The organism is Streptomyces sp. NPDC006384, assembly GCF_042870695.1.
In the GTDB taxonomy this organism is placed as follows: Bacteria; Actinomycetota; Actinomycetes; order Streptomycetales; family Streptomycetaceae; genus Streptomyces.
The window spans coordinates 136,956-159,247 of sequence record NZ_JBIAHR010000010.1; the positions used below are offsets into that span (position 1 = coordinate 136,956).

A 22,292-nucleotide genomic window follows, 5' to 3' on the forward strand; every position below is an offset into this window, starting at 1 on the left:
GGCCCGGGCGGGGTGCCGCGGCGGCGTGCGGACACCGGGTGCGAGGGCGGCGTCGCCGGTTAGTGTGCGGGCATGACGGAGCCGACGAGCACGCAACTGGAGCCCATGCCCGAGGACTGGCGGCGAGCCCTCGCCGTCGTGGCCCACCCGGACGACCTGGAGTACGGCTGCGCGGCGGCGGTCGCCGCCTGGACCGACGGCGGACGCGAGGTCGCCTACCTCCTCGCGACCCGCGGCGAGGCGGGCATCGACACCCTGCCGCCCGCCGAGTGCGCCCCCCTGCGCGAGCGGGAACAGCGGGCGAGCGCCGCCGTCGTCGGGGTGAGCGAGGTGGAGTTCCTCGGCCACCGCGACGGCGTCGTCGAGTACGGCACCGCCCTGCGCCGCGACATCGCCGCCGCGATCCGCCGGCACCGGCCCGAGCTGGTCGTCACGCTCAACCACCGGGACACCTGGGGCGGCGTCGTCTGGAACACCCCGGACCACGTCGCCGTCGGCCGTGCCACGCTCGACGCCGCGGGCGACGCCGGCAACCGGTGGATCTTCCCGGAACTGGCCGAGCAGGGTCTCGAGCCCTGGGACGGGGTCCGCTGGGTCGCCGTCGCGGGCTCCGACACCCCCACCCACGCCGTGGACGCGACGTCCGGACTGGAGCGCGCGGTCCGTTCGCTGCTGGAGCACCGCACCTACATCGAGGCGCTGACCGACGAGGAGCCCGAGGCATACGCGCGTGGACTTCTCACGCGAGCCGCCCAGGAGACGGGCCGCCGCTTCGGCGGCCGGCCCGCCGTCGGCTTCGAACTGTTTCCGCGGTGACGGGCGGTTGGAGGAGAGCTGTTTTACAGGGCGGTAGAGGATCAGCTACTCGCGATTTGTCACTGTGGGTAACTGCTTCTAGGGCCTTCCCGACCGCCTTGCCAGAGGGCGGTGGCGAGGCGATGGCGCCGTACAGGGTGCTGCCCAGCTCAACGGCGTGTCCCCCAGGTGCTTCGGCCCGCATGCGCGCGAAAGACCCTGTCCTCATGCGGACCGTAAGCGAGGTCGAACACGACCAGGACGCCGGTGCGACGGTCTCGGCCCTCCTCCGCGTCCCGTAACTGGACATTGATACGGCGGTCGCGGATGGTCCCGATGATCGCGGGGAGTACCGCGATTGCCAGTATGGCCAGAGTGATGACGGTCTGGACGGTGGTGTCGAAGGTGTTGTTCATGGCTCCCAGCCTGGTCATTGGCATGGCATGGCATGGCGACAGCGGCACGGCTGTCACCTGGCATCGGATTCCGGCCACATTTGTGCGCTTATGAGAGCCGTTCGACGGTGGCAGCGGCCACAACCAGGTCCTGCCATGACATGCCCACACTCTTGAAAAGCTTTGGCCTCAGGGGCCTGACATTCATAGCTCCGCATACAAGCTCGGACAAGTTGCCCGCTATTGCCCCAGTACCGACGTCGCCGGAGCGCAAAGGAATCAGGATGTCGCCTGCCTCACTCAGCGCCGCCGCGCGGGCTTCGACAACGACTGTGGCCCGGGCGACGAATTCGGTGTCTACCTCTCGGGCCGTCGGTTCGTGAGACCCGATGGCTACGACGACCGTGTGGGATGCGACGTCTGCGGCCGGGAACAGCGGCGTACGCGATGTCGTACAGCAAGCCACGATGTCGGCGGTCGCGACGGCTTCCGACGAGACTGCCTCTGCGTCCAGGCCGACCTCCCGGCAGCGCTTGATCAGAGTCGCTGCCTGCTCTGGGCGACGCGCGACGACACCGACCGAGGAGATGGGGCGCACGGCCCGGATTGCCTCCACGTGGCCCCATGCCTGTGGTCCGGCGCCGAAGACGACGAGCCGTTCGGAATCCGGGACCGCCAGGTGGTCCACGGCCACGGCGGAAACCGCGGGGGTGCGCAGCAGGGTCAGGGCGGAGCCGTCGATCAGGGCTTTTGGACGGAGTGTGGCCGCGTCCATCAAGAGGTAGGAGGCGATGATGCGTGGCTGCCCGCGGGCGGGGTTGCGGGGAGCGACTCCAGCGATCTTTACTCCGGTGTACGCGGATGTCGTGGAGGGCATCAGCAGCAGCTGGCCCGCGTCGACGTCGAGCACGGTGCGGGGGATGTCCGCTTCGGGGTCCAGCCCTGCGCGCAGGGCTTGTTCCACTGCTTGGATGGCTTGTGGCATGGGCAGGCGGCGCGCCAGTTCGTCGGCGTCGATCAGTGGCAGTGCTGTGGGGTTCACGCACTCAGTTCCTTCAGAACGTGTGAGGTCTTCTCCAGTGCGGCTGCCAGTTGGGCCGGTTCCTGCCCGTAGGTGAACCGGAGGTGGTGCTCGGTTCCGAAGTGGGCGCCGGCACCGACCAGCACGCCGCCGCGGGCGTGCAGTGCCTCGGCGACTTCGGTGCTGGGCAGGTCTAGGTGGTAGCGGACGAAGGCAAGGGATGTGGCCTGGGGCGGCACGGCCGACAGCAGCTGGTCGTGGGAGTCGATCCACTGCTGCATCTGGGTCCAGCTCTCGCGGAGGAAGCCGCGGTAGCGGTTCAGCAGCCGGGCGCGGGTGATGGGAGTGAGCGCCAGTTCCGCGAGAGCCATGGCCGGCCCGGCCGCGGAGACGGTGGTGTATTCGTGTCGTTGGCGAAGCTGCGGCGTGAGCGTGGGTGGTGCGATCAGCCAGCCGAGACGCAGACCTGGCATGCCGAATGCCTTGGAGAGGCTGCCGACGCACACGACTCGGTTGTACCGCCCCCAGAAGGTGGGACTGGCCTCGTCGGTGTGGAGTTCGGTGCCGCGGTGCACTTCGTCGGAGAGGATCCATGCGCCTACACGGTCCGCGATGGAGACGATCGCCTGTATCTCCTCCTCGGTGAGGATGGTGCCCGCCGGGTTGTTAGGGGTTGTCACCGAGATGGCTCGGGTGTCCGGGCGGACCGCTTTTGCCAGCGCGTCCATGTCGGGTCGCCACCCACGCTGCGGGTCCAGTGGGAAATCCTCGACGACGGCGCCCCGGTTGAGGGCGGCACCCCAGACCTGACGGTAGCCGGGTGACATGGTCACCACATGGTCCCCAGGGCGGATGAGGGTCTCGACGGCGACTGTGTTGGCCTCTGCCGCCCCGACCGTGACGATGACCTCCGAGGCATGGTCCGCGCTCCCGGCGTGCCACTGCGCTATCTGCGCGCGCAGTTGGTGGGTGCCGCATGTCGGGGGGTAGCTCAGCTCGCTGTTGAGAAGTCGGCTCAGCGACTGCTCGCTGTCCACGAGGTCGCGCAGCCGGATCGGCCGACAGCCGCTGTCGGCCAGGCTGTACGTGGCGGTGGCTCCCAGTCGCCCCTGCCATTCCAGCAGTTCGAACGGGGTGAAGGTCATGGATATCCCCCAGGGACTTGGCGGAATGAACGCATGGGAGGTGGCGCTACTGGGCGCTGTCCACCTTGGCTGGATCACGTTCGACGACCGGGCCGAGGACAGTGTCGATGCGACGCATCAGCGCCGGGTCGATACGGACGCCCGCAGCCTTCGCGCTCTCACGTATCTGCTCCGGCCGGGAGGCGCCCACGATGGCCGCGGCGACGTTCGAGTTCTGCAGCGTCCAGACGACAGCGAGCTGAGCCTGGGTCAGGCCCAGTTCCTCAGCGATGGGGGTGAGCTGCTGCACCCTCTCGAGCACTTCGTCACGCAGGAAGGTCTTCACCCAGCCGGAGCCCACCTCATCCGTGGCTCGCGATCCGGCGGGCGGAGGATGCCCGGGCAGGTATTTGCCGGTGAGTACGCCTTGGGCGAGGGGCGACCAGACGATCTGGCTGAGCCCCTCCCGTTCGCAGAGGGGTACAACCTCCTCCTCGATGACACGCCAGAGCATCGAGTACTGGGGCTGGTTGGATACGAACTGGTCCAGGCCCAGTTCGCCGGCGAGTTTCATGGCCCGTGCGATCTGGTCCGCGGTCCACTCCGAGACGCCGATGTAGAGGACCTTGCCTTGCCGGATGAGGTCGTCGAAGGTCTTGAGGGTCTCCTCCAGTGGAGTCCGGTGGTCGAAGCGATGCGCCTGGTACAGGTCGACGTAGTCGGTGCCCAGTCTCGACAGTGAGCCGTTGATGGCCTCGGTGATGTGCTTGCGGGACAAACCACCGTCGTTCGGTCCGGGACCGGTCGGGAAGAACACCTTGGTGGAGATCACCAGGGACTCGCGGCGCTGGCCTTTCAGCGCCCCGCCGAGTACGGCCTCGGCGGCTGTGCCCGCGTACACGTCGGCCGTGTCGAACGTGGTGATTCCGGCGTCCAGTGCGGTGTGGACGCACTGGACGGCCTGGTCGTCGTTGATCTGGGCGCCGTGCGTGAGCCAGTTGCCGCAGGCGATCTCGCTGACCTGAAGTCCGCTACAGCCCAGTTGTCTGAATTTCATCCGCAATCCTCACTGCTGTCGTCCCCACGCGGAGGCAGGGGCGTGATCCGCACGCGGTTGTCGTGGAAGACCGCTCCGCCGCCCATGTCTGCGTCCCGTTCGTCGACGGTGGCGTTCGGGCCGGAGCCGTCAGTCAGTTTGGGCCAGTGGCCCTTGGTCGTCATGGCGACTCCTGGGCGTACGACGTCGTCGGTCCTGGCCAAGGCATCGAAGGCGCCTCGGCTGTTGGCCACCTCGACGCGGTCGCCGGCCGCGATGCCGCTCGCCGCGGCGTCCTTCGGGTGCAGCACCACATACGGCGGGCCAGCCCGGCGGCGCAGCGCCGGCTTGTTCCCGAAGATGGTGTTGAGGAAGAAGTGGTTCGCAACGGAGAGGAGGACGAAGGGCAAGGACTGTGCCAGTTGGCTGTCGTGGGTCTCCGTGGCCGGAATGTATCCGGCCACGGCGTCGAAGCCGTCCGTCCGGGCGGTCTCCGAAATGAACTCGAGTTTCCCCGAGGGGGTGGGGAATCCGTTCGCGAAGGGCACGTACCCCTTCGGGTAGGAGAGCCGCGCCCATCCTTTGTCGCGCAGTGTGTTCACGGTGATGCCGGCCAGGGACGGATGCCGTGAGTCGAGGAGTTCGCTCGCCAGTTCTTCGTCGCTGGCGTACAGCGCCGGTTCCGTCAGTTTCATGGCCCTGGCCAGGCGCCGGAAGGTCTCGGTGGTGGACAGGCACTCCCCGGGTGGGGCAACCGCCGGTTCGTTCCAGGTGATGTACAGATGGCCGTAGCCGTCGTGCACGTCCAGGTGCTCGGGTTGCATGGTGGCGGGCAGCACGATGTCTGAGTAGTCGGCGGTGTCGGTCTGGAAGTGATCCATGACCACGGTGAAGAGGTCTTCCCGGGCCAGTCCCTGGCGGATTCGGTTCTGATCGGGGGTACTGGCCAGTGGGTTGGCGCCGTAGGCGATCAGGGCCTCGACAGGCGGATCGTCCGTCTCCAACAGCCCTTCGGCCAACCGCGTCATGGACAGGCTCCGAACGGGACGGCTCAGCAGGTCGTCCCGGTAGAGGGCCTCACGGTTCCCGCCGAAGTAGCCGTCGGTCGAGTAGAGCAGACCGCCGCCGGGTCGCCGCCAGTCGCCGGTAACGGCGGGCAGGCAGGCGAGAGTTCGCAGGGCAGTGCCGCCCCCGGCGTGGCGCTGAATGCCCTGCGACACCCGTATGGCGGTGGGCCGGCTGTTGGCGATACGCCGTCCGAGCCGGACGATCTCCTCCTCGGCAACCCCCGTTTCCCGCGCAGTGAGCCGCGGGCTGAACTCCAGCACTCTCTTCCGGAACGCTTCCCACCCCACGGTGTTGGTTTCCAGGTACTCCTGGTCCTCGGCACCCTCCTGGAGAACCACGTGCATGAGACCGAGGGCGAGCGCCGCGTCCGTGCCCGGAAGGGGCGCGATGTGCTCGTCGGCCTGGGCCGCCGTGCGGCTGCGGACCGGGTCGATGACGACGACATGTGCACCGTCGCGCCGTGCACGCTGGATCACCTTCCACAGGTGGTGGTGGGTCGTGAGGGGATTGCTCCCCCACAGCAGGATCAGCCGGGAATGAACCAGATTCTCCGGGTCGATCCCGGTACTGGTGCCGAGTGCGTACTGGAGTCCGGCGAGACCGGCGATCGAGCAGATCGTCATGTCGTGGCGCGAAGCACCCAGTACGTTCCAGAGCCTGCTGCCGGCCCGCCCCTGAAGCCCCTGGAGAAAGCCGAGGGTTCCGGTGCCCTGGTACGGCCAGATCGCCTCGCCACCGTGACGTTCGATGGTCTCCTTCAACCGCCGCGCGATCTCGCCGAGGGCGCTGTCCCAGCTGATGCGCTCGAACCGGTCCTCGCCCTTGCGGCCGATGCGCCGCAGCGGGTGAAGCAGCCGGTCGGGCGCGCGCGTGTGCTCCAGGAACTGGTTGACTTTCACGCACAGGGTGCCCCTGGTGTAGGAATGGTCCGGGGTGCCGCGCAGCGCGACGGCCTTACCGTCTCGGACCGTCACTTGCCAGCTGCAGCCGTCCGGACAGTCCAGCGGGCATGCTCCGGGGACTTGCGTGACACTCATGTGCCCTCCCTTCCAGATGGCCCCGGCGCTGCGCGCCGAGCGGCCAGCTCTGTGCGCAGCGAGGGCGAAAGGACGCCCCGCATCACCTCCCGGGCGGTTCCGGTCAAGCTGACCTGGCCGTCCCGGGCCACACTCACCTGGACTTCACCGCCAGGCATGCGGACTCTCACGTCCCGGCCGACGAAGCCGCGCGCGTGTGCCACGGCCGCCGCGGCACACGCGCCGCTCCCCGAAGCGGGTACATGGCCGGCGGCACGCTCCCAGACCACCGCATCCAACGTGTGGTCGTCGTGTACGCGCACGAACTCCACGTTGGTGCCGTCGGGATAGCGGGAATGCCAGGCCAGAGCGGGGCCCAGGCGCTGAGCCAGTTCCCCGTCGATCCGATCCCTGAACACGACGGTGTGCGGAACGCCCAGGTGCAGGTCGGTGACGGTGACCGCCGCGTCCCGCCCTTCACCGGCGAGGGGGACGGCAACGCCACCGACGTCGCTGTCCCCGTCGCCCTCCACGGTGGTGAACCGCGGCAGCCCCATGCCCACGCGCACCAGGCCGTCGGCGAAATCCACGATCCGAACCTCCGCGTCGCCGCCTCGTGTCCGTATCGTGAACGGCCTGCCCGCACGCCACTGCTCGAGGTGGTGCTCGGCGAGGTACAGGGCAAACATGCGCAGTCCGTTGCCGCTCATCCCGCACTCGCTGCCGTCCGCGTTGAAGATGCGCAGCGCTACTGGGGTGTCGGGCTTGGGGGATTCCAGCGGCCCGAGGAGCAGCCCGTCCGCCCCTGCTCCGTAGTGCCGGTCGCAGAGCAAGCGGACGGCCTCGGGGGCGGGCTCGGGGCCGAGGGCCTTATCGCCGCATCGAGGGTCGACGAGCAGGTAGTCGTTGCCCAGCGCCTGATACTTCACGAAGTCGACCATGAGCTGACGGCTACGGCGGGTCAGTTCTTCGGGCGGTTGGCGAGGGCCGCCTCGTCGTGCTCGTCGCCGTACCACTTGTCCTTCCAGCGGGAGAAGGCGATGATCACGATGTCCCGGTGGCCGGGCCCGCCGTCAGCGGAAGTCACGTCCGTGACGTCGTGCTGAAGTGCCTTGTCGTCCAGAAGGACGGCCTGTCCGGCCGCCAGTGTGCCCGTCCAGAACGGCGCGTCGGCGCCCGGCTTCCACAGACGGGTCTCGCTTCCGCCGACGTTGTTCCGCCGCAGTACGGCGATCATGACGTACTCGTGGCCGTCGTGGTGCACACCCTCCGGTGGTACACGATGCCGACGTCGGGCAGTCCGAGGCGCTCCCAGGCGTGCACGACCTGCACGAAGCGGTCGGGCGCCAGCCACTCGGTCATTCCCAGGAATCCGACGGCTTCGGGGTACAGGTGCCGGTACCGGCAGAGAAGCACCGCGAGATTTCCGGACAGAAGCGCGTTGGCGGTGAGTGACCGCTCCAGTTCATCGGCGGGAATTTCGAAGACACGAAAAATCTGGTTGAAGAGATGGGTATGGACCTGCGACGGGTCCCCGTTTCCCATCTCATCCCAGAAGTTTTCAGCTATCTCCATCTTCGCGGCGCCACTGGTGCCGACCTGCATCATGGCGAGCAGATCGTCGAATCGCCCGTCGACCACCGATTCCTGGATCACGTAGTTCCGCAGGTCGCCTTCCGTTGCCTGATTGCGGATGAACTCCCGGTAGTACGGGTGCTTGTAGACCCGGTGTTCACGGGCGAGTTTCTTCAGCCACGAGAGAAACGCGGAGGGCTCCGTCGGCGCGGCGTCGAGTGCGCCGGGCTCCAGCATGGCGTCTTCGGCGTCCATGGTGGCCTGTTCGAGCAGGCGGAGTACCTCTTGGACGACCACGGATCCCTCGGCGGTGGGCGCCTCGGGTAGTTGCGTCGAGAGCCCGTAGATACGGGAGAGCAGGAGTTGCTGGCCATAGAAGGCTGCCTGATCACCGGTTGCGGACTGCGCGTTGAGTTCGCTGACGGCTTTACGAAGGTCCGCCCGCTCGCCCGGAGCCAATGAGGTGTCAAGATCTTCTGCGGAACGATTCAGCAGCGAGGATATTTCCCCCACCACCAGATAGGCGTCCAAGCCCGTTTTCTGGTCGAGTAAGTGAGCTCCTGTGCTCACATCGTCTCCTGTCGTATGCCGGTTCTCCATGCCAGCGGCATGGCCACCTGCGGAACGCTAACTGCATTGTTGTTCAAGGAGCTTCATCGCACCGTGAGGTTGACGTGATGAGGGTTCTTGACAGGGCTGATATGAGGATGGATGTCCGCTGAATCCATGTGGCGCGATGTGCATCATCCGCTACCGGTAGTAATGGCGGGCGACGGCCTCAACAGCCGCCGCCCGCCTTGTGCATGGTGCTTGGGCGTCAGTCCTTGGCCTGCGTGGCCGGATGCGACGTGCGCTGACCGTGGTCAGCATCTGGACCGGACGCCCTTCGGGAGGCCGCTCGGCCGACCCCCTCGTCGGCGGCGAGGAAGACAACGGCGAACAGCAGAAGGGCCGTGCCGGTCAGGACGATCGCGTTGGGCCGCTCACCGAAGCCCAGGACGCCGATGACCGCCGCGGTGAGCGGCTCGACCAGGGCGACCACGGATGCCGTGGTCGCCCGTACGACGCCGAGGCCGGCGAAGAACAACGTGTACGCCAGCGCCGTCGGCACCGCCCCCAAGTAGAGGATCAGGCCCAAGGTCCATGCCGGACGCTCCATTTCGGGCAGCAAGCCCTCCAGCAGAGCCATCGGCAGAAGGCAGACCGTGCCCACCGCGAAGCCGGTCACCGTGGACTCGAACGCGCCCCCGGTGTTCTTTCGGCCGGAGAAGCGGCCCAGCAGAGTCACGCCCGCGTAGCCGACTGCGGAGATTAGCCCGTATCCGATGCCCAGGAGGGGAGCCGGGCCGGTGCTCCCGTCTGCGCCCCCCATCAGCAGCACCAGGCCGGCAACGCCGCTCGCCACTGCGGCGGTTCCGGCGACGCCGGTGCGCTCGCCCAGCGTGAGCCGGGCTCCGACGGCGACCAGTACCGGACCCGAGCCCAGGGTCACCACCGTGGCCACGGTCAGCCCGGCCTGCTGCACGGAGGCGAAGTAGGCCGTCTGGTACACCGCCAGTCCGAAGCCTGTGATCAGGGCTCGCCGCGGGTTCGCCGCGAACGTTGCGCGCAGCGACAGCGCCGTCTCCGGCCGCCGGGATCGTCGGACCAGGTGAGCTGCCAGAAGCAGCCCGAGCCCGCTGAGGAACCGCCAGAAGGAAACGGAGATGGGGCCGATTCCGCCGACGTCGTACAGTTCGGCGGCCACTGCGCCACCAGTGCCCCATGCTGTGGCCGCAATTGCGACGTAGAGAACACCCTGCCGAACGTGCAGGGCAGAAGAGGACTGCAACTGAGATCTCCTCGATTGATTGCCATCACGATGTCTCCGTGGGCAACCCGCGCAGCCACCCCGGTAACCCCGGGATGGCTCTGCATGACTGCCCGCCTTAAGCGGCGGGCGGCGGAGGGGTCAGAAACAGCTGCATGTGATCACCCTACCCGGCAAAGGGCAGGCGTCCCGGCATGGGCTGGGACCTGTCCACCGCTCGGGGACAGGTCCCCTCGTGTGACCTGCGCGTTCTTCAAACACCGTCAGAGGCCATCCGCAGGAAGGCGAAGCGCGCTGTCGTACGGGCCGGGCGGGATGTGGAGGGTGGCGGTGTCGTAGTCGCCGAAGCGGAGCACGTTGTCCCTGCGGTGCGGGCTGAGCGCGGCGATGTCGTCGGGGCTCAGCTCCCAGCCCTGGGCGGCCATCTGGCGCAGGGTGTCGGTCATGTCGACGGTGGTGGAGAAGATGATGCTGTTGGCCATCAGGTCGAGGAACTTGACGGCCTTCTCCTGGAGTTCGGGATCGCGGGAGCGCAGGTAGCCGTCTCCGCCGAAGTGCAGCCATTTCGTGTACCCGTTGTATGCCTCGGCCTTGTTCGTCGCCCTGGTGATCTGCTCCCGCAGCTGTGGGTCCGACAGGTAGCGGAGCAGAACGGTCGTTCGGACGGCGCGGCCGACCTCGCGGAAGACCCGGTAGATCTGGTTCTTGCGGGAGTGGTTGTTCAGGCGCCGCAGGAGGGTGACGGGGGACACGGTGCCCTCCCGTACCGACAGGCCGACCTGCATGAGGTCCTTGAAGCCGTTCTCGATGAGCTGCCAGTCGATGCAGGTGCGCGGATCGGCGGAGAACAGCGCGTCGATATGCCGGTAGCGCAGCTGGGGGTCGGGGCGGTGGAAGGTGAGGTCCTGGAAGTTGCGTATCCGTGGCAGCAGGTCGATGCCGAGCAGGTGGGCGAGGCCGAAGACCGGGAAGGACTGGCCCTGGGTGTCGGCGTGTACGGTGTCCGGCTTGGCCTCCGATTCGTTCGCGAGGAGCGAGTCGATGAGGTAGACGGCTTCCCAGACCCCGCAGGGGACGAACGGGGAGAAGAGCGCGACGTAGGTGTCGGAGACGAGGTGGTGGGCGATCCCGCCGTAGCCGCCGTAGCGGATCGAGGTCTCGGCGAGGAGGTTGTCGATGACGGTGTCCATCATGGTGCCGTCCACTGCCGCCACCGACCCATTCCCCACGCCGCGGTCAGGTCCAGGCCGGCGTGGGCGTTGACGACGTCGGCGCCGCACCGGTTGAGAACCGGGATGGTGAAGTTTCGCGATGGCACCGAGTTCGTGCGCGGCCACGCTGCCCCGCATGTGGCGCACCGCCTGGGCGGGGCCGAGCCCGGAGCCGTAGACGAACGCGGTGGTCACGTAGCGCGGCAGAGGCTCCTTCAGCTTCGGCTCGCTGCCCGAGCGCGGGCCGGGCCGCTTCCACCAGTCCGTCCAGTGCGCCGCCCGCGCCAGATGCTCCAGCACACTGCGGGCGGGAAGCCGCTCGGAGAGAGCTTCTTCCAGCTTCTCTGCGGAGGCGGTGCGCTCGCCTGCTCTGCGCAGGGCAAGGGAGGGGACGCCGGTGACCGGGTCGATGGTGAGGTCCTTGTTGTCCGGATACCCGGCGTCCACGGTTTCGGCGATCGTGGTGAGCCGCTCGCGCAGCCGAACGGTGAACTTGCTCGCGGTGGCCGGGATGCCGGCCTGCTCACAGAAGCCGGCGAGCTTGGGCTCGCACTGCTCCCAGGGCAGGAGCATGCGGGTCCAGTCACCGTAGTCCTCGGCGCCGATCACGGCGACGTCACCGCAGCGCAGCTCCTCCACGAGACAGGAGAACACCATTGCCTCGAAATGGCGGCGGACCAGCATCCCCGGCTGTTCACGGGAGTAGACGGTCTTCAGCCACATCTTCGGCTCGAACGACAGGTCCAGCCGTACGGGCTCCCCGTTTTCGTCGGTGCGGGTGGGATGGGTGTCCGCCACGAGGGGCCGGGTGAGGTGCTGGTGAGCGAGGACGTGGTCCAGCGCGTCCAGCACGCTGCGGTCGGTCGAGGTCTCGGTGAACGACAGACGGCGGGCGATCTTGAACATGGTCGGCCGGTCCGGCTTGAAGAAGCGCTCCACCAGCGCCGTGTAGTTGCTGCCCCGGTAGGCGTCCAGGGCCTCCAGCTCCGCCATCTGGGCCTCGAACCCGCCCGCCGCCTCGATCGCAGCCCGGGCGTTCTTCAGCGCCAGCAGGTCATCCAGCGACGCCTCCCCCTCCCACGCGCCGGGAGCGGCCTCACCGCTGCCACGCAGGGCGGTCAGCACGTCCCGGAAGGTGGCCAGGAGCTGCACAGTGGTCTCCTTCTGCCGCTTCTCGATCTCCAGCAGCTCTTCCTGGGCCCGCTTGAGGTGCCGGGACATGCGCGTGGAGAGCATCACCACGGTCTCGTCCCGCACCGCCGCCTGAACCTGCGCCAGCAGGCACACGGTCATCGCGGTGCGGCGGGGCTCGGCGATGTCTTTCATCTCGCCCACCGACAGCACCCTCGCCTGCTCGGCCAGCGCGGCCACCTTCGCCGACGGTGTCTTCCCCACCCAGAAGACGGCATCCCCGAGCCCGTCCACCCTCTCCATCCGCTCCGCATGGGCCCTAAACCGCGACCAGGTCGCCCGCCGGGCGGGCTGCTTGATCCACGCGAACAGGCTCTGATACTCGCCCCCGACGACTTCCAGCATGCCTGCGACCCGCTCCCGTGCCGCGTCACTCATGCGTGAGACGATCGCCTCGCATTGCGAGGCTTCCACCGCAGAGCGGATACGGGCAGCCATCCGGTCCAGGGTGGAAAACGCCGGCAGTTCCAGCCGCTCCTTCTGCCGGACCAGCTCCTCAAGCGCCACGTTCACCAGGTCCGCGGTATGCGCCTTCACCGGCGCCGCCACCCGCATCGCCGCCTCCGCGACCGCGCGGGCCTCGCCCGGCCTGTGCTACAACTCCAGGCGGTCACGTACGGCGGAACGGTAGCGCTCCTCACTCCGTTCGGAGTCCGTCTCTGGCACCGTCCCCGCAGCGAGTCCCACCTGTTCGTGCACGTGGGCCACGACCGCCTCGGGTATCTCCCCGAGCTTGGGGACACGTCCCAGCCGTGCCGCGGACTTCAGCATCACACCAGCAGCGCCAAGACCCGGCCCGGGCGGTCATGCGTACGCTCACGGGCCCACGTCACCTCCTCCGCCGTCGGCGTGAAGAACTCCCGCAACTCCCGTTCCGAGATAAGCCTCTTGAACCTCGGATACGCCGTCCGCTCCAGCGACGCCACACCAACCGCCCCACGCCCGACCGACTGACAGCGGCCACCATAAACAGCGACGATCCCGGTAGCGGGGCCAGGGCCAGATCACGAAGCGTACGCACACTCACCGTATTCGACCATCACGCTCTGCTATGAAGTGGCGGCTATTACGCGTATCTCCTCCGCCCACCTGACGGCGACGGCCGTGTCCGGAATACCGGCCCGAATCCCCGTGGAACACCCGTCCTGGTTGGCTCACCCTCCGATCTCCTATAGCTTAGGCAAGCCTTACCTAATTGATTGAACGACGGAGGTTGGGATGGGTGACCACCACACCTGGACGGCCGCGCCCGCCGCGGCGGAGCAGGCCCGCTCCGTGCTCGCCACCGCCTGGTCCTGCGCGGTGACCGCGGAGGGCGCCCGCGAGGAGTTCGCCGGCGCGCACACCGTGACCGAGGACGGCCGGGTGCTGCTCCGCGTGCCGGAGGACAGCGCCCTGCTCGCGGCGGCGGTCTGCGCACCCCGCGGGGAGCCGTCCGCCGTGCTGGAGTTCGCCGACGTGGCACCCGTCCCGGTGCGCTCCCGGATCCGCGCCCGGCTCTGGCTGGCGGGCTGGTTCGCCCCGGACGACGGCCACCTGGCGTTCCGGCCCACCCGCGTGGTGCTGCGCCGGCCGTCCGGCGTCACGGTGGTCGGCCTCGAGGAGTTCGCCGCCGCGGCGCCCGACCCGCTGGCCACGGCCGAGGCCCGGCTGCTGACCCACCTCGCCGACTGCCACGGCGACGCCGTCGAGCGGCTCACCCGGCTCGTCGACGCCGGCAGTCTGCTCGGCGCGGTCCGGGTCCGTCCCCTCGCCGTCGACCGGCACGGGCTGACGCTGCGCATCGAGCGCCTCCGCGCCCACGGCGACGTACGCCTGCCGTTCCACGCGCCCGCGGACGACCTCGCGCAGCTCACGGAACGCGTGCACGTGCTGCTCGGGCAGGCGGGCGCGGCCCCGTGCCCGCGCGCCGCGCTGCAGCGCCGGCACACCGACGGCGAGGCGTGACCCGCACGTTCCCGCACGCACCCGCGCGGACCGCGGGGCGGCGTCCTACCAGTCGCCGTCCTGCACCGGCGCGCCCGGGGCGTCCCCGAGGGGGTGCACCTGCGAGGGGGCCGGGGGCTGCCAGGGCTCGTGGTCGTCGCCGATCCACTCCCCGACCGGTTTGACGTCCCCCAGGGTGCCGGACGGCGCGAGGTCGTGGGCGTCCTCGTCGTAGTAGTCGTACCAGGGCAGTCCCGCCCTGGTGTACGCGGCCCGGTCGACGGGGGAGGGCGGCGGTTCCTCGCCGGTGATGCGCCGCCACTGCGGGGGCGTCACCAGGTGCACGAAGACCCGGCCCGCCGGCTGTCCGGCCCAGTCCCCGAGGGGCCGTTCGTCCCGGTAGATCTCCTGCCGCATGGTCCCGCCGACTCCCAGGCCCATGGCGGGCGCCGAACGGCGCGGGGCCGCGCCGGGGGCCGCCGGTGCCGCGCCCGGCGCGGGCATCGGCGCCGAGGCCGCGAGAGCGCCGCGCGGCCTGGCGCCCCGGGCGCGCAGCGCCTCGGCCCGGCGCCGCTCCTCCTCCCGCCAGCGGGCCAGCGCCCGGTCGCCGAGCGTGAAGACCTGCAGTTGCACGCCGCCCCACACCTCCTCGCCGGTCACCTGGCCCTCGACGGTGGCCCCCATGCCCAGCGGCACGGCCACGAACTGGCGGACCGTGCCCGTCCCCGAGTTGATGCCGTCCAGCCACGGCTGGCGGGGGAGCACCACGTAGTTCTGCGGGTCGCGGGACAGCCGATCGCTCCACGGCTTTCCGGAGACCGCGCACACCTTGCCCACCCCGACCTGCAGCGCCGTCGGCTCCCTGGTGCCGACGAAATTCAGCCACATGGCCTCGCGCAGGTACACCGGCAGCATCACGCCGCCGCGCGCCCGCCACGCCTCGGGCACGGTGTCGGCGTGGTCGGCGACCCGGCGGAGCGGGAACGTGCCCAGCCCCGGCGGCAGCGCGTGCGTGCCCGTCTCGGGCAGGCGCAGCGTGCGCTTGAAGCGCACCGCCGCCCCGCCCGGCAGCCGCAGCGTGTCCCCGTCGATGCGCACACCGGTGTCGGTCATCCCCGCGTCCCTCTTTCCGTTCTGCCCGCCGGCGGACGAGCCGGTGCCGGTCCGTCCCTCTCTCAGCGAGAACGATGTCCCGAGGCGCCGCGGTTCCGGCGGCGGCGTGACAGCGCGCGCATCCGGTCCCGCAGGCCCGTCAGCCGCGGCAGGCGTTCGCGCTGCTCGCGCGTGTGGCGGTCCAGCTCCTCCAGCAGCCTGCGCGAGCGGTGCTCGGTGTCCATCTCGTCGATGATGCGGTTCACCTCGGTGAGCACCGCGCCCTGCAGCTGCCACTGCCGGGCGTCGCGCTGCACGTTCTCCAGCAGCAGCTGGGCGAGCCTGTCCCGGGTGAGCGCCGCCTGCCGCAGCTCGGCGGTCAGCCGCTCCTCCGCCGACTCGGCGTTCTCGCTGACGCTGGTGGTGACCAGCACCGAGAAGCTGACCACGGCGTCGGCGATCTCGGACAGGAGCTGCTGGACGGCCGCGCCCGTCTCCGGCGGGAACAGGGGGTCGGGCTCGCGTTCCTTCGCGAGGTCGGTGAAGGTGCGCGCGAGGACCCGCAGGACGACCGTGCAGATCTCCAGGGTGTCCAGACCGGTGCGCAGCACCACCCGGTGCAGCAGGCCCTCGCGGACGCGGGGGTTCAGCCGCAGGCTGTCCTCGGCCTGCCGCAGGTCCTCGTCCACCTCGGCGATGTCGTGGTCGAGGCGGCGGGCCTCGTGCAGCCGTGCCGCCGCCTCGTGGAACGCCGTGCTGCCCGCGGCCTCCTCGCCCATGCGCAGCATCAGCTGCCGCACCCGCCGGGCCAGACCCTCGATCGACTCCCCGGCCTGCTCCACCCACACCGGCGGCGCGAACAGGAGGTTGAAGACCAGACCGACGATCGCCCCGATCAGCGTCTCCACCACCCGGGCCCACGCCAGCGAGCCGTGCGCGGTGACGCCGAGCACCAGCATGGCGCTGATCGCCACCTCGGCCGTGAACTCGTGCGCCCGCACCAGATGCCCGACGCCCAGCGCCGCCAGGATCACCAGGGCCAGACTCCACCAGCTCAGACCGACCAGCTGACTGAAGGCGATGGCGACCAGGACACCGGCCACCACGGCGTTCACCCGGCGGAAACTCATCTTGAGCGTGGCGTACAGGGTGACCTGGACGACCAGCAGAGCGGTGAGCGGCGCGGTGAGCGGCGCCGCCGACTTGTCGGGGCTCAGCCGCACCGCGATCACATAGGCGATCGACGCCGCGGCGGCCGACCGCACCGCCTGTGCGACCACGGGGTCCCGGTGCCACTTCAGCAGAGACTTCACCCGGCGCACGGCGGACACCGCGGCCTCACGTACATCCAGCATCCTCAGGCTGTTCCCCTTCCCCCGGCGCAACGAACGTATCCGGACAGGACGGTAACCGGACGCAGGCGGCCATAACGGTTCCCGCGCGCCGGGTGCCGCCGCGCGGCGCGGGGATCAGCCGGTGAGCTTGGCGAGGAAGGCCGAGAGATTGTCCACGGTGCGGGCTATCTGTTCCTCCTGGGTGAGGCTCTCCTCGAAACGGCCGCCGGACTCCGGCACCTTCCTGCCGCGCACGTACAGGGAACACGCCAGGTCGGTGCACATGTACAGGCCGACCGAGTTGCCCTCGCGGCCGGCCGGGCCCGCCTTGCGCGCGGTCATCAGCGACACGCCGCCACCGGGGTGGGTCGTCAGGCACAGCGAGCACAGGCTGCGGTGGAGGAAGCCGCGCCGGGACGCCTGGAAGCGCAGCGCCACCCCCACCAGACGGTCACCCTGCTCGGTGACCAGATAACTGCGGTCGGGCGCGCCGGGATCCCGCCAGCCGAGAAAATCGAGGTCCTCCCACGGGCGCTCGTCGAGATCGCGGGGCACGGCCAGGCGTTTCGCCTCGCCCTTCGAGCAGTTGATGAAGGAATCGCGGATGTCCCGCTCGGTGAGTCTGCGCATGGGAAGCCTCCGGAGGCGGTCGTGGGTGCCGGTCACCCGGCAATGCCTAGGGTGTCTAGGCGGCTGCCTAGGGTATATAGCCGCCCGGGAGAGAGCCAAAGGCTTTTTCCGTGGGGCACTGAGCGCCGCGCCGGGGTTTCACCGGCCGGCCCGGAGGTACCCGACGGCGTCCGGACGAGCCCGGACACCGCAGGAAGGAGCGCGCCGTGACCGACCACCGCCTCGAAGGACCCGGCGAGAACGGTGCCCCCGTGCCGCGGGACATGCCGGACCAGCAGGCCGGCAGCGGCGAGGACCCCTGGGAGACCGCGCCCGCCCGGGCGGACTCCGACGGCGCCGGGGACACCGAGGGCGACGGCGACGAGACCTCCGGCTCCGGCGACGACGTCCCCGACACGGACGAGGCGGGGACCGGCCGCCAGAACGGGCCGCGGTCGGGCAACGTCCACCCCGAGCACCCCGTGCCGGACGAGTCCTCCGGCTGACGGCACCGGCCGGCGGCACCGGCGGACGGCCCCCTTCGCGGGACCGCACGGAGCGACCGCCGGCGCCCCGGGACGAGAACGGCCCGCCGGGTCCGCCCGGCGGGCCGCTCGCCGTACCAGGACGTACGTACGGAAGGGGCGCCCCGCGTCCCGGCCCGCCGCCCGTACGCGCTCAGCCGGCCTTGCGTCCCCGCAGCGGTTCCGTCTCCGCTCCCGCGCCCTCCCGGAAGCCCCGCAGGAACTCCTCCAGCACCTCGGTCGCCGTGCGCACCGGACGCCAGCCGAGCTCCGCACGCGCGCGGGTGCAGTCCATCAGCGGAAGCCGCAGCACCGCGTCGAACAGGTGCGGGGACGCCGGCAGCAGACGCAGGCCCCACGCGGCGGCGATCGCCGACCGGGCCACCGTGCGGGGCAGCCGGACCCGCCGGTCGACGCCGAGCATCTCGCCCAGCAGTTCCGCGTCGACCGGCGGATCGGCCGCCAGGTTGTACGGTCCCCGGGCGTCCTGCGTGCGCACCGCCAGCCGGTAGGCGCCCGCCGCGTCGTCGGTGTGCAGCGCCTGCATCCGCAGCCCCGGCACGTCCGGCAGGAAGGGCAGCAGCTCCGGACGGGCCGCCGGGCCGGGCAGGAACCTGCCGCCGAAGATCCGCCGCTGCTCGCTCGCCGACTCCCGCTTGAAGAGGAACGCCGGCCGCATGCGTACGACACGGACACCCGGATGGTCGCGTTCGAAGGTGTCCAGCACCCGCTCCAGATAGGCCTTCTCCCGGCAGTACGCCGCGTCCGGCCAGCCGTGCGTCGCCACGACTCGTCCACGGCGCGCTCCTTCGGCCCCGGCGAGTACGCGCCGACCGACGAGGCGTGCACCAGCGTCGGCACCCCGGCCGCGGCCACCGCGTCGAAGACCCGCAGGGAGCCGAGGACGTTGGTGCGCCAGGTCGTCACCGGATCGTGCGTCGGCTGGAAAGCCCACGCCAGATGGATCACCGCGTCGGCGCCCGCGAAGAGTCCGGTCGGATCGGCCCCCTCCGAGGCCAGGTCGACGGCGGCCCACTCCGTCTTCGGAGGGGACCACGCGGGGATCCGCCGGGCCAGTCCCAGGACGGAACCGACCTCCGGATCCTCCGAGAGGACCTTCACGACGCTGGTCCCCACATTGCCGGTGGCTCCCGTGACCACGATCCGGCCGCCCGTTGAACTGCTCACCTTCCGCTCCTCCCGTCCGCCTGCTCGCTCGCAGGGGCCGGGTACCCCTCGCGGGCCGGGACAAAGAAGAGCCCCGACCGGACGGGGGGATCACGGTCGGGGCGGTCTGTGGTGGATACGGACGGCGGTCGCCTCTCGGCGAAGGGCTCCACAGGGCTTCAGCCGAACGATCGTCCCTGTGGGCGATAGGTGAGGCCCGGGGACACTGTCCCGTCCGTACCCACGCCCTTTTCAACGGCGGACACCCTCCCGGTGTTCCACCGTCTGTCGCGTTTTGGGGTGATCCGCGTCACTGGCCCTCAGGCGTCACCGGTGCCGGCGCCGGTGACGTCCTGGGTGCCGTCCTCGGCCTCGGGCACGATCTCGGCCCACAGGTTCTCGGCCTGCAGCAGCAGCGATCCCAGCACCGCCGCCTGTGCCGCGCCCTGTCCGGCGTGCTCCCGCAGGCCCTCCTGCAACCGCCGGTGCAGCTCCCGCATCGTCGCCTCCGTCGCGGCCTCCGGACGGGCCCCGGTGTTCTCGCCCACCACCCGGCCGGCCTCCGCGTGGCAGGAGTCGCCGATCAGCTCCAGCAGCCGCGCGTACAGGCCGAGGACCGGGCCTTCGGGAGGCGCGGGCGTACGGTGCTCGTCGGCCGCCACCGCCAGCGTCCGGGTCAGCGCCGTGATGTTCCCGGTGACCCGGCCCCACCGCTGGTCCTCCTCCTCCGGCGGCGCCGGCGGGGGCGCCCGGTGCAGCACCCGCAGCGGGCCGTAGGTCAGGCGCAGGCTCTCCCGGCTCCAGGACCGGGCCGACGCCAGCGCGTCCACCCTCCGCTGCAGCCGGGCGGCCTCGCCCGTCCAGCCGGCCGCGGTCTGCTCGTCCCACTCGGACTCCCGCAGGTCCGCCGCGACGGTGTGCAGCACGTCGCCCGCCTCCCGGGCCAGCGCCGCGAGGTTCTCCCGGACGTCGCGCAGATGGATCGGCGGCAGCACGAACGCGTTCACCGCGATGCCGATGACCGCGCCGAGCGCCGCCTGCCCCACCCGGTGCCCGACCGCGGACGCGGACACCGGCGTGCCCGCGGCCAGGACGAACAGTGCCGTGGTGGCCGCGTAGACGCCCTGCTGACCGAAGCGGGGCCAGTTCGAGAGCAGCATCAGCAGCGGCAGGGACAGGGCCAGCGCCCCGGTGTTGTCGTCGGTGAGCGCCTGGGCCCCCGACGCCACCAGCGACCCGAGACAGATCGCCGCGAACTGCTGCGCCCCCTGGCGCACGGAGCTGTAGACGGTGGCCTGGACGAGGACCACCGCCACCCAGGGGGCCATCATCGCCATCGGATCGTCCAGCCAGACGCCGGCCACGGCCCAGGCGAGCAGTGCCGCCCCCGCGGCCTTCAGCGACTGGACGACCAGGTCGCGTTCCCGTCCGGGGCCCTGCCAGGCGGCCCGGGCGGCCTGGCAGGCGGCGCCGGCCTCCCGCCGCACCCGGTCCAGCGGACGTGCTCCGCGCACCGCCCGCACCGTGTCGGACCACCACCGGCCCCGCCGTCCCGCCCCGCCGTCCGTCTTCTCGCCCCCGGCCGCTCGCCGGGCGGCGTGTTCCGGTTCCGTCATACGTTCCACATGCCGCGGGGCCTGCCCGCGTTCCGTCGGCTCATGCAAGGGGACTGTCCGCCAGCGAGGCCAGCAGATCGGCCGGGTCCGCGTACACCGCGTCCGCGCCCGCCTCCTCGAGGTCGGCGCGCGGCAGACCCCCGCACAGCACGCCCACGCACCGCACCCCGGCGCTGCTCCCGGCGCGCATGTCCCAGACCGTGTCGCCGACGAACACCGCCCGCTCCGCCGGCACCCCGGCGAGCTCCAGGGCGTGCTGCACCGGTTCGGGCGCCGGTTTCCCCGCGTCGACGTCGTCGGCGCTGGCGGTGGCGGTGATCGCGTCGTCCGCGTCGATCGCCCGCCGCAGCGCCTCCAGCTCCGCGCCTCCCGCCGAGGTGGCGAGGACGACCTTCCAGCCGTCGCCGGCCAGCCGCCGCAGCAGTTCCCCCGCCTTCGGCAGAGCCGGCAGCCGGTCGAAGTACTGTGCGTAGAGCGTCTTGTGGGCGGCGCTGAGCTGCGCGTCCCCGTCCTTGTCCCGGTCCTCGCCCAGCAGGCGGGCGATCAGGTCGGTGGAGGCCAGGCCGACGGCGCGGTGGACGGCGTGCATGGGCACCTGATGGCCCGCCTGCCGGAACGCCTCCCACCAGGTGACCACGTGCAGATGATTGGTGTCGGCGAGGGTTCCGTCGACGTCGAACACGGCCGCCCGTTGCATGCGCCGTTCCCTTCTCCCGTGCCTTCGCTGCGTGAGCCGGGCGAGTACCACGTCAGCGGCCCGTCACTCCGGGATCCGCCACACCGCCGGGCGGCCGGCCCTCCCGGGTCCGGGCCGGCGCCTTCGGGGTTCCCGGCGGGCCGGGGCCGCACGACGGCACCGGCGGTTTGTCCGCCCGGCCCCCGGGTACTGCGATGCCCCGTCACACCGTCCGCGCCCGCGAGGAGGCCCGTCGTGCCCAGTCCCACGCCGACCGAGACCAAGGTGGCCGTCGTCACCGGTTCCGACTCGGGGATCGGCCGCGCCACCGCCGTACGCCTGGCCGAGGCGGGCATGGACATCGGCATCACCTGGCACGCCGACGAGGAGGGCGCCGAGCGCACCGCCGAGGAGGTCCGGGCCCTCGGACGCCGCGCCGAGACCGCCCACGTGGACCTGACCCGGCTGCCCGGGGCCGCCGACACGGTGGACGCGCTGTGCGAACGGCTCGGCCGGATCGACGTCCTGGTCAACAACGCCGGCACCGGCACCGCCACGCCCTTCCTCGACCTGGGCCTCGACGATCTGCGGCACGTCCTGGACGTCGACCTGGCCGGGCCCTTCCTGTGCGGGCAGAAAGCGGCCCGGCGCATGATCCGCCAGGGCGGCGGGGGCCGGATCGTCAACGTGACCTCCGTGCACGAGCACCAGCCGCGGGTGGGCGCCGCACCGTACTGCGCGGCCAAGGGCGGCCTCGGCCTGCTCACCCAGGTCATGGCGATCGAGCTGGCCGAGCACGGCATCACCGTGAACGCGGTGGCCCCGGGCGAGATCGCCACCCCGATGACCGGCCAGGAGGACACCGACCCGCACACCGAGCACCGCCCCGGCGTGCCCCTCGGCCGTCCCGGTGACGCCCGCGAGGTCGCCGCCGTCATCGCCTTCCTCGCCGGTCCCGACGCCTCCTACGTCACCGGCGCGTCCTGGAGCGTGGACGGCGGCATGCTCCGCATGGGCCCGATGGCCGGATCGCATCTGACGAGCGACGACTGGCGGCGCCCCTGAGCGCGGCGCGTGGCCGCACACCGGCTTCCCGCGCGGCCACG

The 22,292-nt window shown here is 70.7% G+C and carries 20 protein-coding genes and 1 pseudogene; 4 read left to right on the forward strand and 17 right to left on the reverse strand.

Annotated features, from left to right (window positions below; genetic code table 11):
• The first annotated feature begins 72 nt into the window (after window positions 1-72).
• A complete protein-coding gene (locus ACFYOJ_RS16000; protein ID WP_356556815.1) occupies window positions 73-816 on the forward strand; it encodes a PIG-L deacetylase family protein in 744 nt (247 codons plus the stop codon).
• Between the two features lie 149 nt (window positions 817-965).
• Here ACFYOJ_RS16000 and ACFYOJ_RS16005 read toward each other — a convergent pair whose 3' ends face one another.
• The 11 genes from ACFYOJ_RS16005 to ACFYOJ_RS16055 all read right to left on the reverse strand — a co-directional run bounded on the left by ACFYOJ_RS16005 (window position 966) and on the right by ACFYOJ_RS16055 (window position 13,168).
• Window positions 966-1,211 (reverse strand): hypothetical protein, encoded by a 246-nt coding sequence (locus ACFYOJ_RS16005; protein ID WP_356556816.1) that lies wholly within the window; start codon window positions 1,209-1,211, stop codon window positions 966-968.
• An 88-nt stretch (window positions 1,212-1,299) separates the two neighbouring features.
• Window positions 1,300-2,232 carry an ornithine cyclodeaminase family protein gene (locus ACFYOJ_RS16010; protein ID WP_356556817.1) on the reverse strand — a complete coding sequence of 311 codons (933 nt, stop codon included), beginning with the start codon at window positions 2,230-2,232 and terminating at the stop codon, window positions 1,300-1,302.
• Entirely contained in the window at window positions 2,229-3,356 is a 1,128-nt protein-coding gene (locus tag ACFYOJ_RS16015; RefSeq protein ID WP_356556818.1) for an aminotransferase class I/II-fold pyridoxal phosphate-dependent enzyme, read from the reverse strand. The genes ACFYOJ_RS16010 and ACFYOJ_RS16015 overlap by 4 nt, the downstream gene beginning before the upstream one ends.
• Window positions 3,357-3,402: 46 nt before the next feature.
• Entirely contained in the window at window positions 3,403-4,392 is a 990-nt protein-coding gene (locus ACFYOJ_RS16020; RefSeq protein ID WP_356556819.1) for an aldo/keto reductase family protein, read from the reverse strand.
• On the reverse strand, window positions 4,389-6,476 hold the full coding sequence (locus ACFYOJ_RS16025) for a molybdopterin-dependent oxidoreductase (RefSeq protein WP_356556820.1): 2,088 nt from the start codon (window positions 6,474-6,476) through the stop codon (window positions 4,389-4,391). Before ACFYOJ_RS16025 ends, ACFYOJ_RS16020 begins: the two co-directional genes overlap by 4 nt.
• The gene (dapF, locus tag ACFYOJ_RS16030; protein ID WP_356556821.1) at window positions 6,473-7,396 is read right to left on the reverse strand and encodes a diaminopimelate epimerase; all 924 of its coding nucleotides are present in this window, start codon (window positions 7,394-7,396) and stop codon (window positions 6,473-6,475) included. Before dapF ends, ACFYOJ_RS16025 begins: the two co-directional genes overlap by 4 nt.
• Window positions 7,397-7,416: 20 nt before the next feature.
• Entirely contained in the window at window positions 7,417-7,719 is a 303-nt protein-coding gene (locus ACFYOJ_RS16035) for a 2OG-Fe dioxygenase family protein (protein ID WP_356556822.1), read from the reverse strand.
• Window positions 7,689-8,561: an iron-containing redox enzyme family protein gene (locus tag ACFYOJ_RS16040; protein ID WP_356556823.1), complete on the reverse strand. Its 873-nt coding sequence runs from the start codon at window positions 8,559-8,561 to the stop codon at window positions 7,689-7,691. Before ACFYOJ_RS16040 ends, ACFYOJ_RS16035 begins: the two co-directional genes overlap by 31 nt.
• 286 nt (window positions 8,562-8,847) lie before the next feature.
• Complete coding sequence (locus ACFYOJ_RS16045; RefSeq protein WP_388597071.1) at window positions 8,848-9,861, reverse strand: DMT family transporter; 1,014 nt, start codon at window positions 9,859-9,861, stop codon at window positions 8,848-8,850.
• Window positions 9,862-10,103: 242 nt separating this feature from the next.
• Window positions 10,104-12,755 carry a Tn3 family transposase gene (locus ACFYOJ_RS16050; protein ID WP_388597073.1) on the reverse strand — a complete coding sequence of 884 codons (2,652 nt, stop codon included), beginning with the start codon at window positions 12,753-12,755 and terminating at the stop codon, window positions 10,104-10,106.
• Between the two features lie 257 nt (window positions 12,756-13,012).
• Window positions 13,013-13,168, reverse strand: coding sequence for a hypothetical protein (locus ACFYOJ_RS16055; protein ID WP_356557041.1), 156 nt, complete (start codon window positions 13,166-13,168; stop codon window positions 13,013-13,015).
• A gap of 292 nt (window positions 13,169-13,460) precedes the next feature.
• On the opposite strand from ACFYOJ_RS16055, the gene ACFYOJ_RS16060 reads away from it, so the two are divergent.
• Complete coding sequence (locus ACFYOJ_RS16060) at window positions 13,461-14,189, forward strand: DUF2470 domain-containing protein (protein ID WP_356557042.1); 729 nt, start codon at window positions 13,461-13,463, stop codon at window positions 14,187-14,189.
• 45 nt (window positions 14,190-14,234) lie between these two features.
• Here ACFYOJ_RS16060 and ACFYOJ_RS16065 read toward each other — a convergent pair whose 3' ends face one another.
• The 3 genes from ACFYOJ_RS16065 to ACFYOJ_RS16075 form a co-directional block, all read right to left on the reverse strand.
• Window positions 14,235-15,281: a hypothetical protein gene (locus ACFYOJ_RS16065; protein WP_356557043.1), complete on the reverse strand. Its 1,047-nt coding sequence runs from the start codon at window positions 15,279-15,281 to the stop codon at window positions 14,235-14,237.
• Between the two features lie 62 nt (window positions 15,282-15,343).
• Window positions 15,344-16,615: an FUSC family protein gene (locus ACFYOJ_RS16070; RefSeq protein ID WP_356557044.1), complete on the reverse strand. Its 1,272-nt coding sequence runs from the start codon at window positions 16,613-16,615 to the stop codon at window positions 15,344-15,346.
• Between the two features lie 114 nt (window positions 16,616-16,729).
• Entirely contained in the window at window positions 16,730-17,224 is a 495-nt protein-coding gene (locus ACFYOJ_RS16075; RefSeq protein ID WP_356557045.1) for an FBP domain-containing protein, read from the reverse strand.
• A gap of 206 nt (window positions 17,225-17,430) precedes the next feature.
• On the opposite strand from ACFYOJ_RS16075, the gene ACFYOJ_RS16080 reads away from it, so the two are divergent.
• Complete coding sequence (locus ACFYOJ_RS16080; RefSeq protein WP_356557046.1) at window positions 17,431-17,709, forward strand: hypothetical protein; 279 nt, start codon at window positions 17,431-17,433, stop codon at window positions 17,707-17,709.
• 172 nt (window positions 17,710-17,881) lie between these two features.
• Here the strand turns inward: ACFYOJ_RS16080 and ACFYOJ_RS16085 are convergent.
• From ACFYOJ_RS16085 to ACFYOJ_RS16095, 3 genes and pseudogenes are all read right to left on the reverse strand, one after another.
• Window positions 17,882-18,915 (reverse strand): annotated as a pseudogene (locus ACFYOJ_RS16085) (SDR family oxidoreductase).
• Between the two features lie 299 nt (window positions 18,916-19,214).
• Complete coding sequence (locus tag ACFYOJ_RS16090; RefSeq protein WP_356557047.1) at window positions 19,215-20,510, reverse strand: FUSC family protein; 1,296 nt, start codon at window positions 20,508-20,510, stop codon at window positions 19,215-19,217.
• 40 nt (window positions 20,511-20,550) lie between these two features.
• On the reverse strand, window positions 20,551-21,207 hold the full coding sequence (locus ACFYOJ_RS16095; protein WP_356557048.1) for an HAD family hydrolase: 657 nt from the start codon (window positions 21,205-21,207) through the stop codon (window positions 20,551-20,553).
• 234 nt (window positions 21,208-21,441) lie between these two features.
• Between ACFYOJ_RS16095 and ACFYOJ_RS16100 the strand changes: the two genes are divergently transcribed.
• Window positions 21,442-22,251 carry an SDR family oxidoreductase gene (locus ACFYOJ_RS16100; RefSeq protein WP_356557049.1) on the forward strand — a complete coding sequence of 270 codons (810 nt, stop codon included), beginning with the start codon at window positions 21,442-21,444 and terminating at the stop codon, window positions 22,249-22,251.
• Window positions 22,252-22,292 lie beyond the last annotated feature (41 nt).

Excerpts from the sequence above, each read along its gene's own strand:
- ACFYOJ_RS16070 (WP_356557044.1), bottom strand. The coding sequence starts at position 16,615 with ATGCTGGATGTACGTGAGGCCGCGGTGTCCGCCGTGCGCCGGGTGAAG.
- ACFYOJ_RS16015 (WP_356556818.1), bottom strand. The coding sequence starts at position 3,356 with ATGACCTTCACCCCGTTCGAACTGCTGGAATGGCAGGGGCGACTGGGA.
- ACFYOJ_RS16025 (WP_356556820.1), bottom strand. The coding sequence starts at position 6,476 with ATGAGTGTCACGCAAGTCCCCGGAGCATGCCCGCTGGACTGTCCGGAC.
- ACFYOJ_RS16075 (WP_356557045.1), bottom strand. The coding sequence starts at position 17,224 with ATGCGCAGACTCACCGAGCGGGACATCCGCGATTCCTTCATCAACTGC.
- dapF (WP_356556821.1), bottom strand. The coding sequence starts at position 7,396 with ATGGTCGACTTCGTGAAGTATCAGGCGCTGGGCAACGACTACCTGCTC.
- ACFYOJ_RS16005 (WP_356556816.1), bottom strand. The coding sequence starts at position 1,211 with ATGAACAACACCTTCGACACCACCGTCCAGACCGTCATCACTCTGGCC.
- ACFYOJ_RS16060 (WP_356557042.1), top strand. The coding sequence starts at position 13,461 with ATGGGTGACCACCACACCTGGACGGCCGCGCCCGCCGCGGCGGAGCAG.
- ACFYOJ_RS16000 (WP_356556815.1), top strand. The coding sequence starts at position 73 with ATGACGGAGCCGACGAGCACGCAACTGGAGCCCATGCCCGAGGACTGG.
- ACFYOJ_RS16090 (WP_356557047.1), bottom strand. The coding sequence starts at position 20,510 with ATGACGGAACCGGAACACGCCGCCCGGCGAGCGGCCGGGGGCGAGAAG.
- ACFYOJ_RS16020 (WP_356556819.1), bottom strand. The coding sequence starts at position 4,392 with ATGAAATTCAGACAACTGGGCTGTAGCGGACTTCAGGTCAGCGAGATC.
- ACFYOJ_RS16095 (WP_356557048.1), bottom strand. The coding sequence starts at position 21,207 with ATGCAACGGGCGGCCGTGTTCGACGTCGACGGAACCCTCGCCGACACC.
- ACFYOJ_RS16065 (WP_356557043.1), bottom strand. The coding sequence starts at position 15,281 with ATGACCGACACCGGTGTGCGCATCGACGGGGACACGCTGCGGCTGCCG.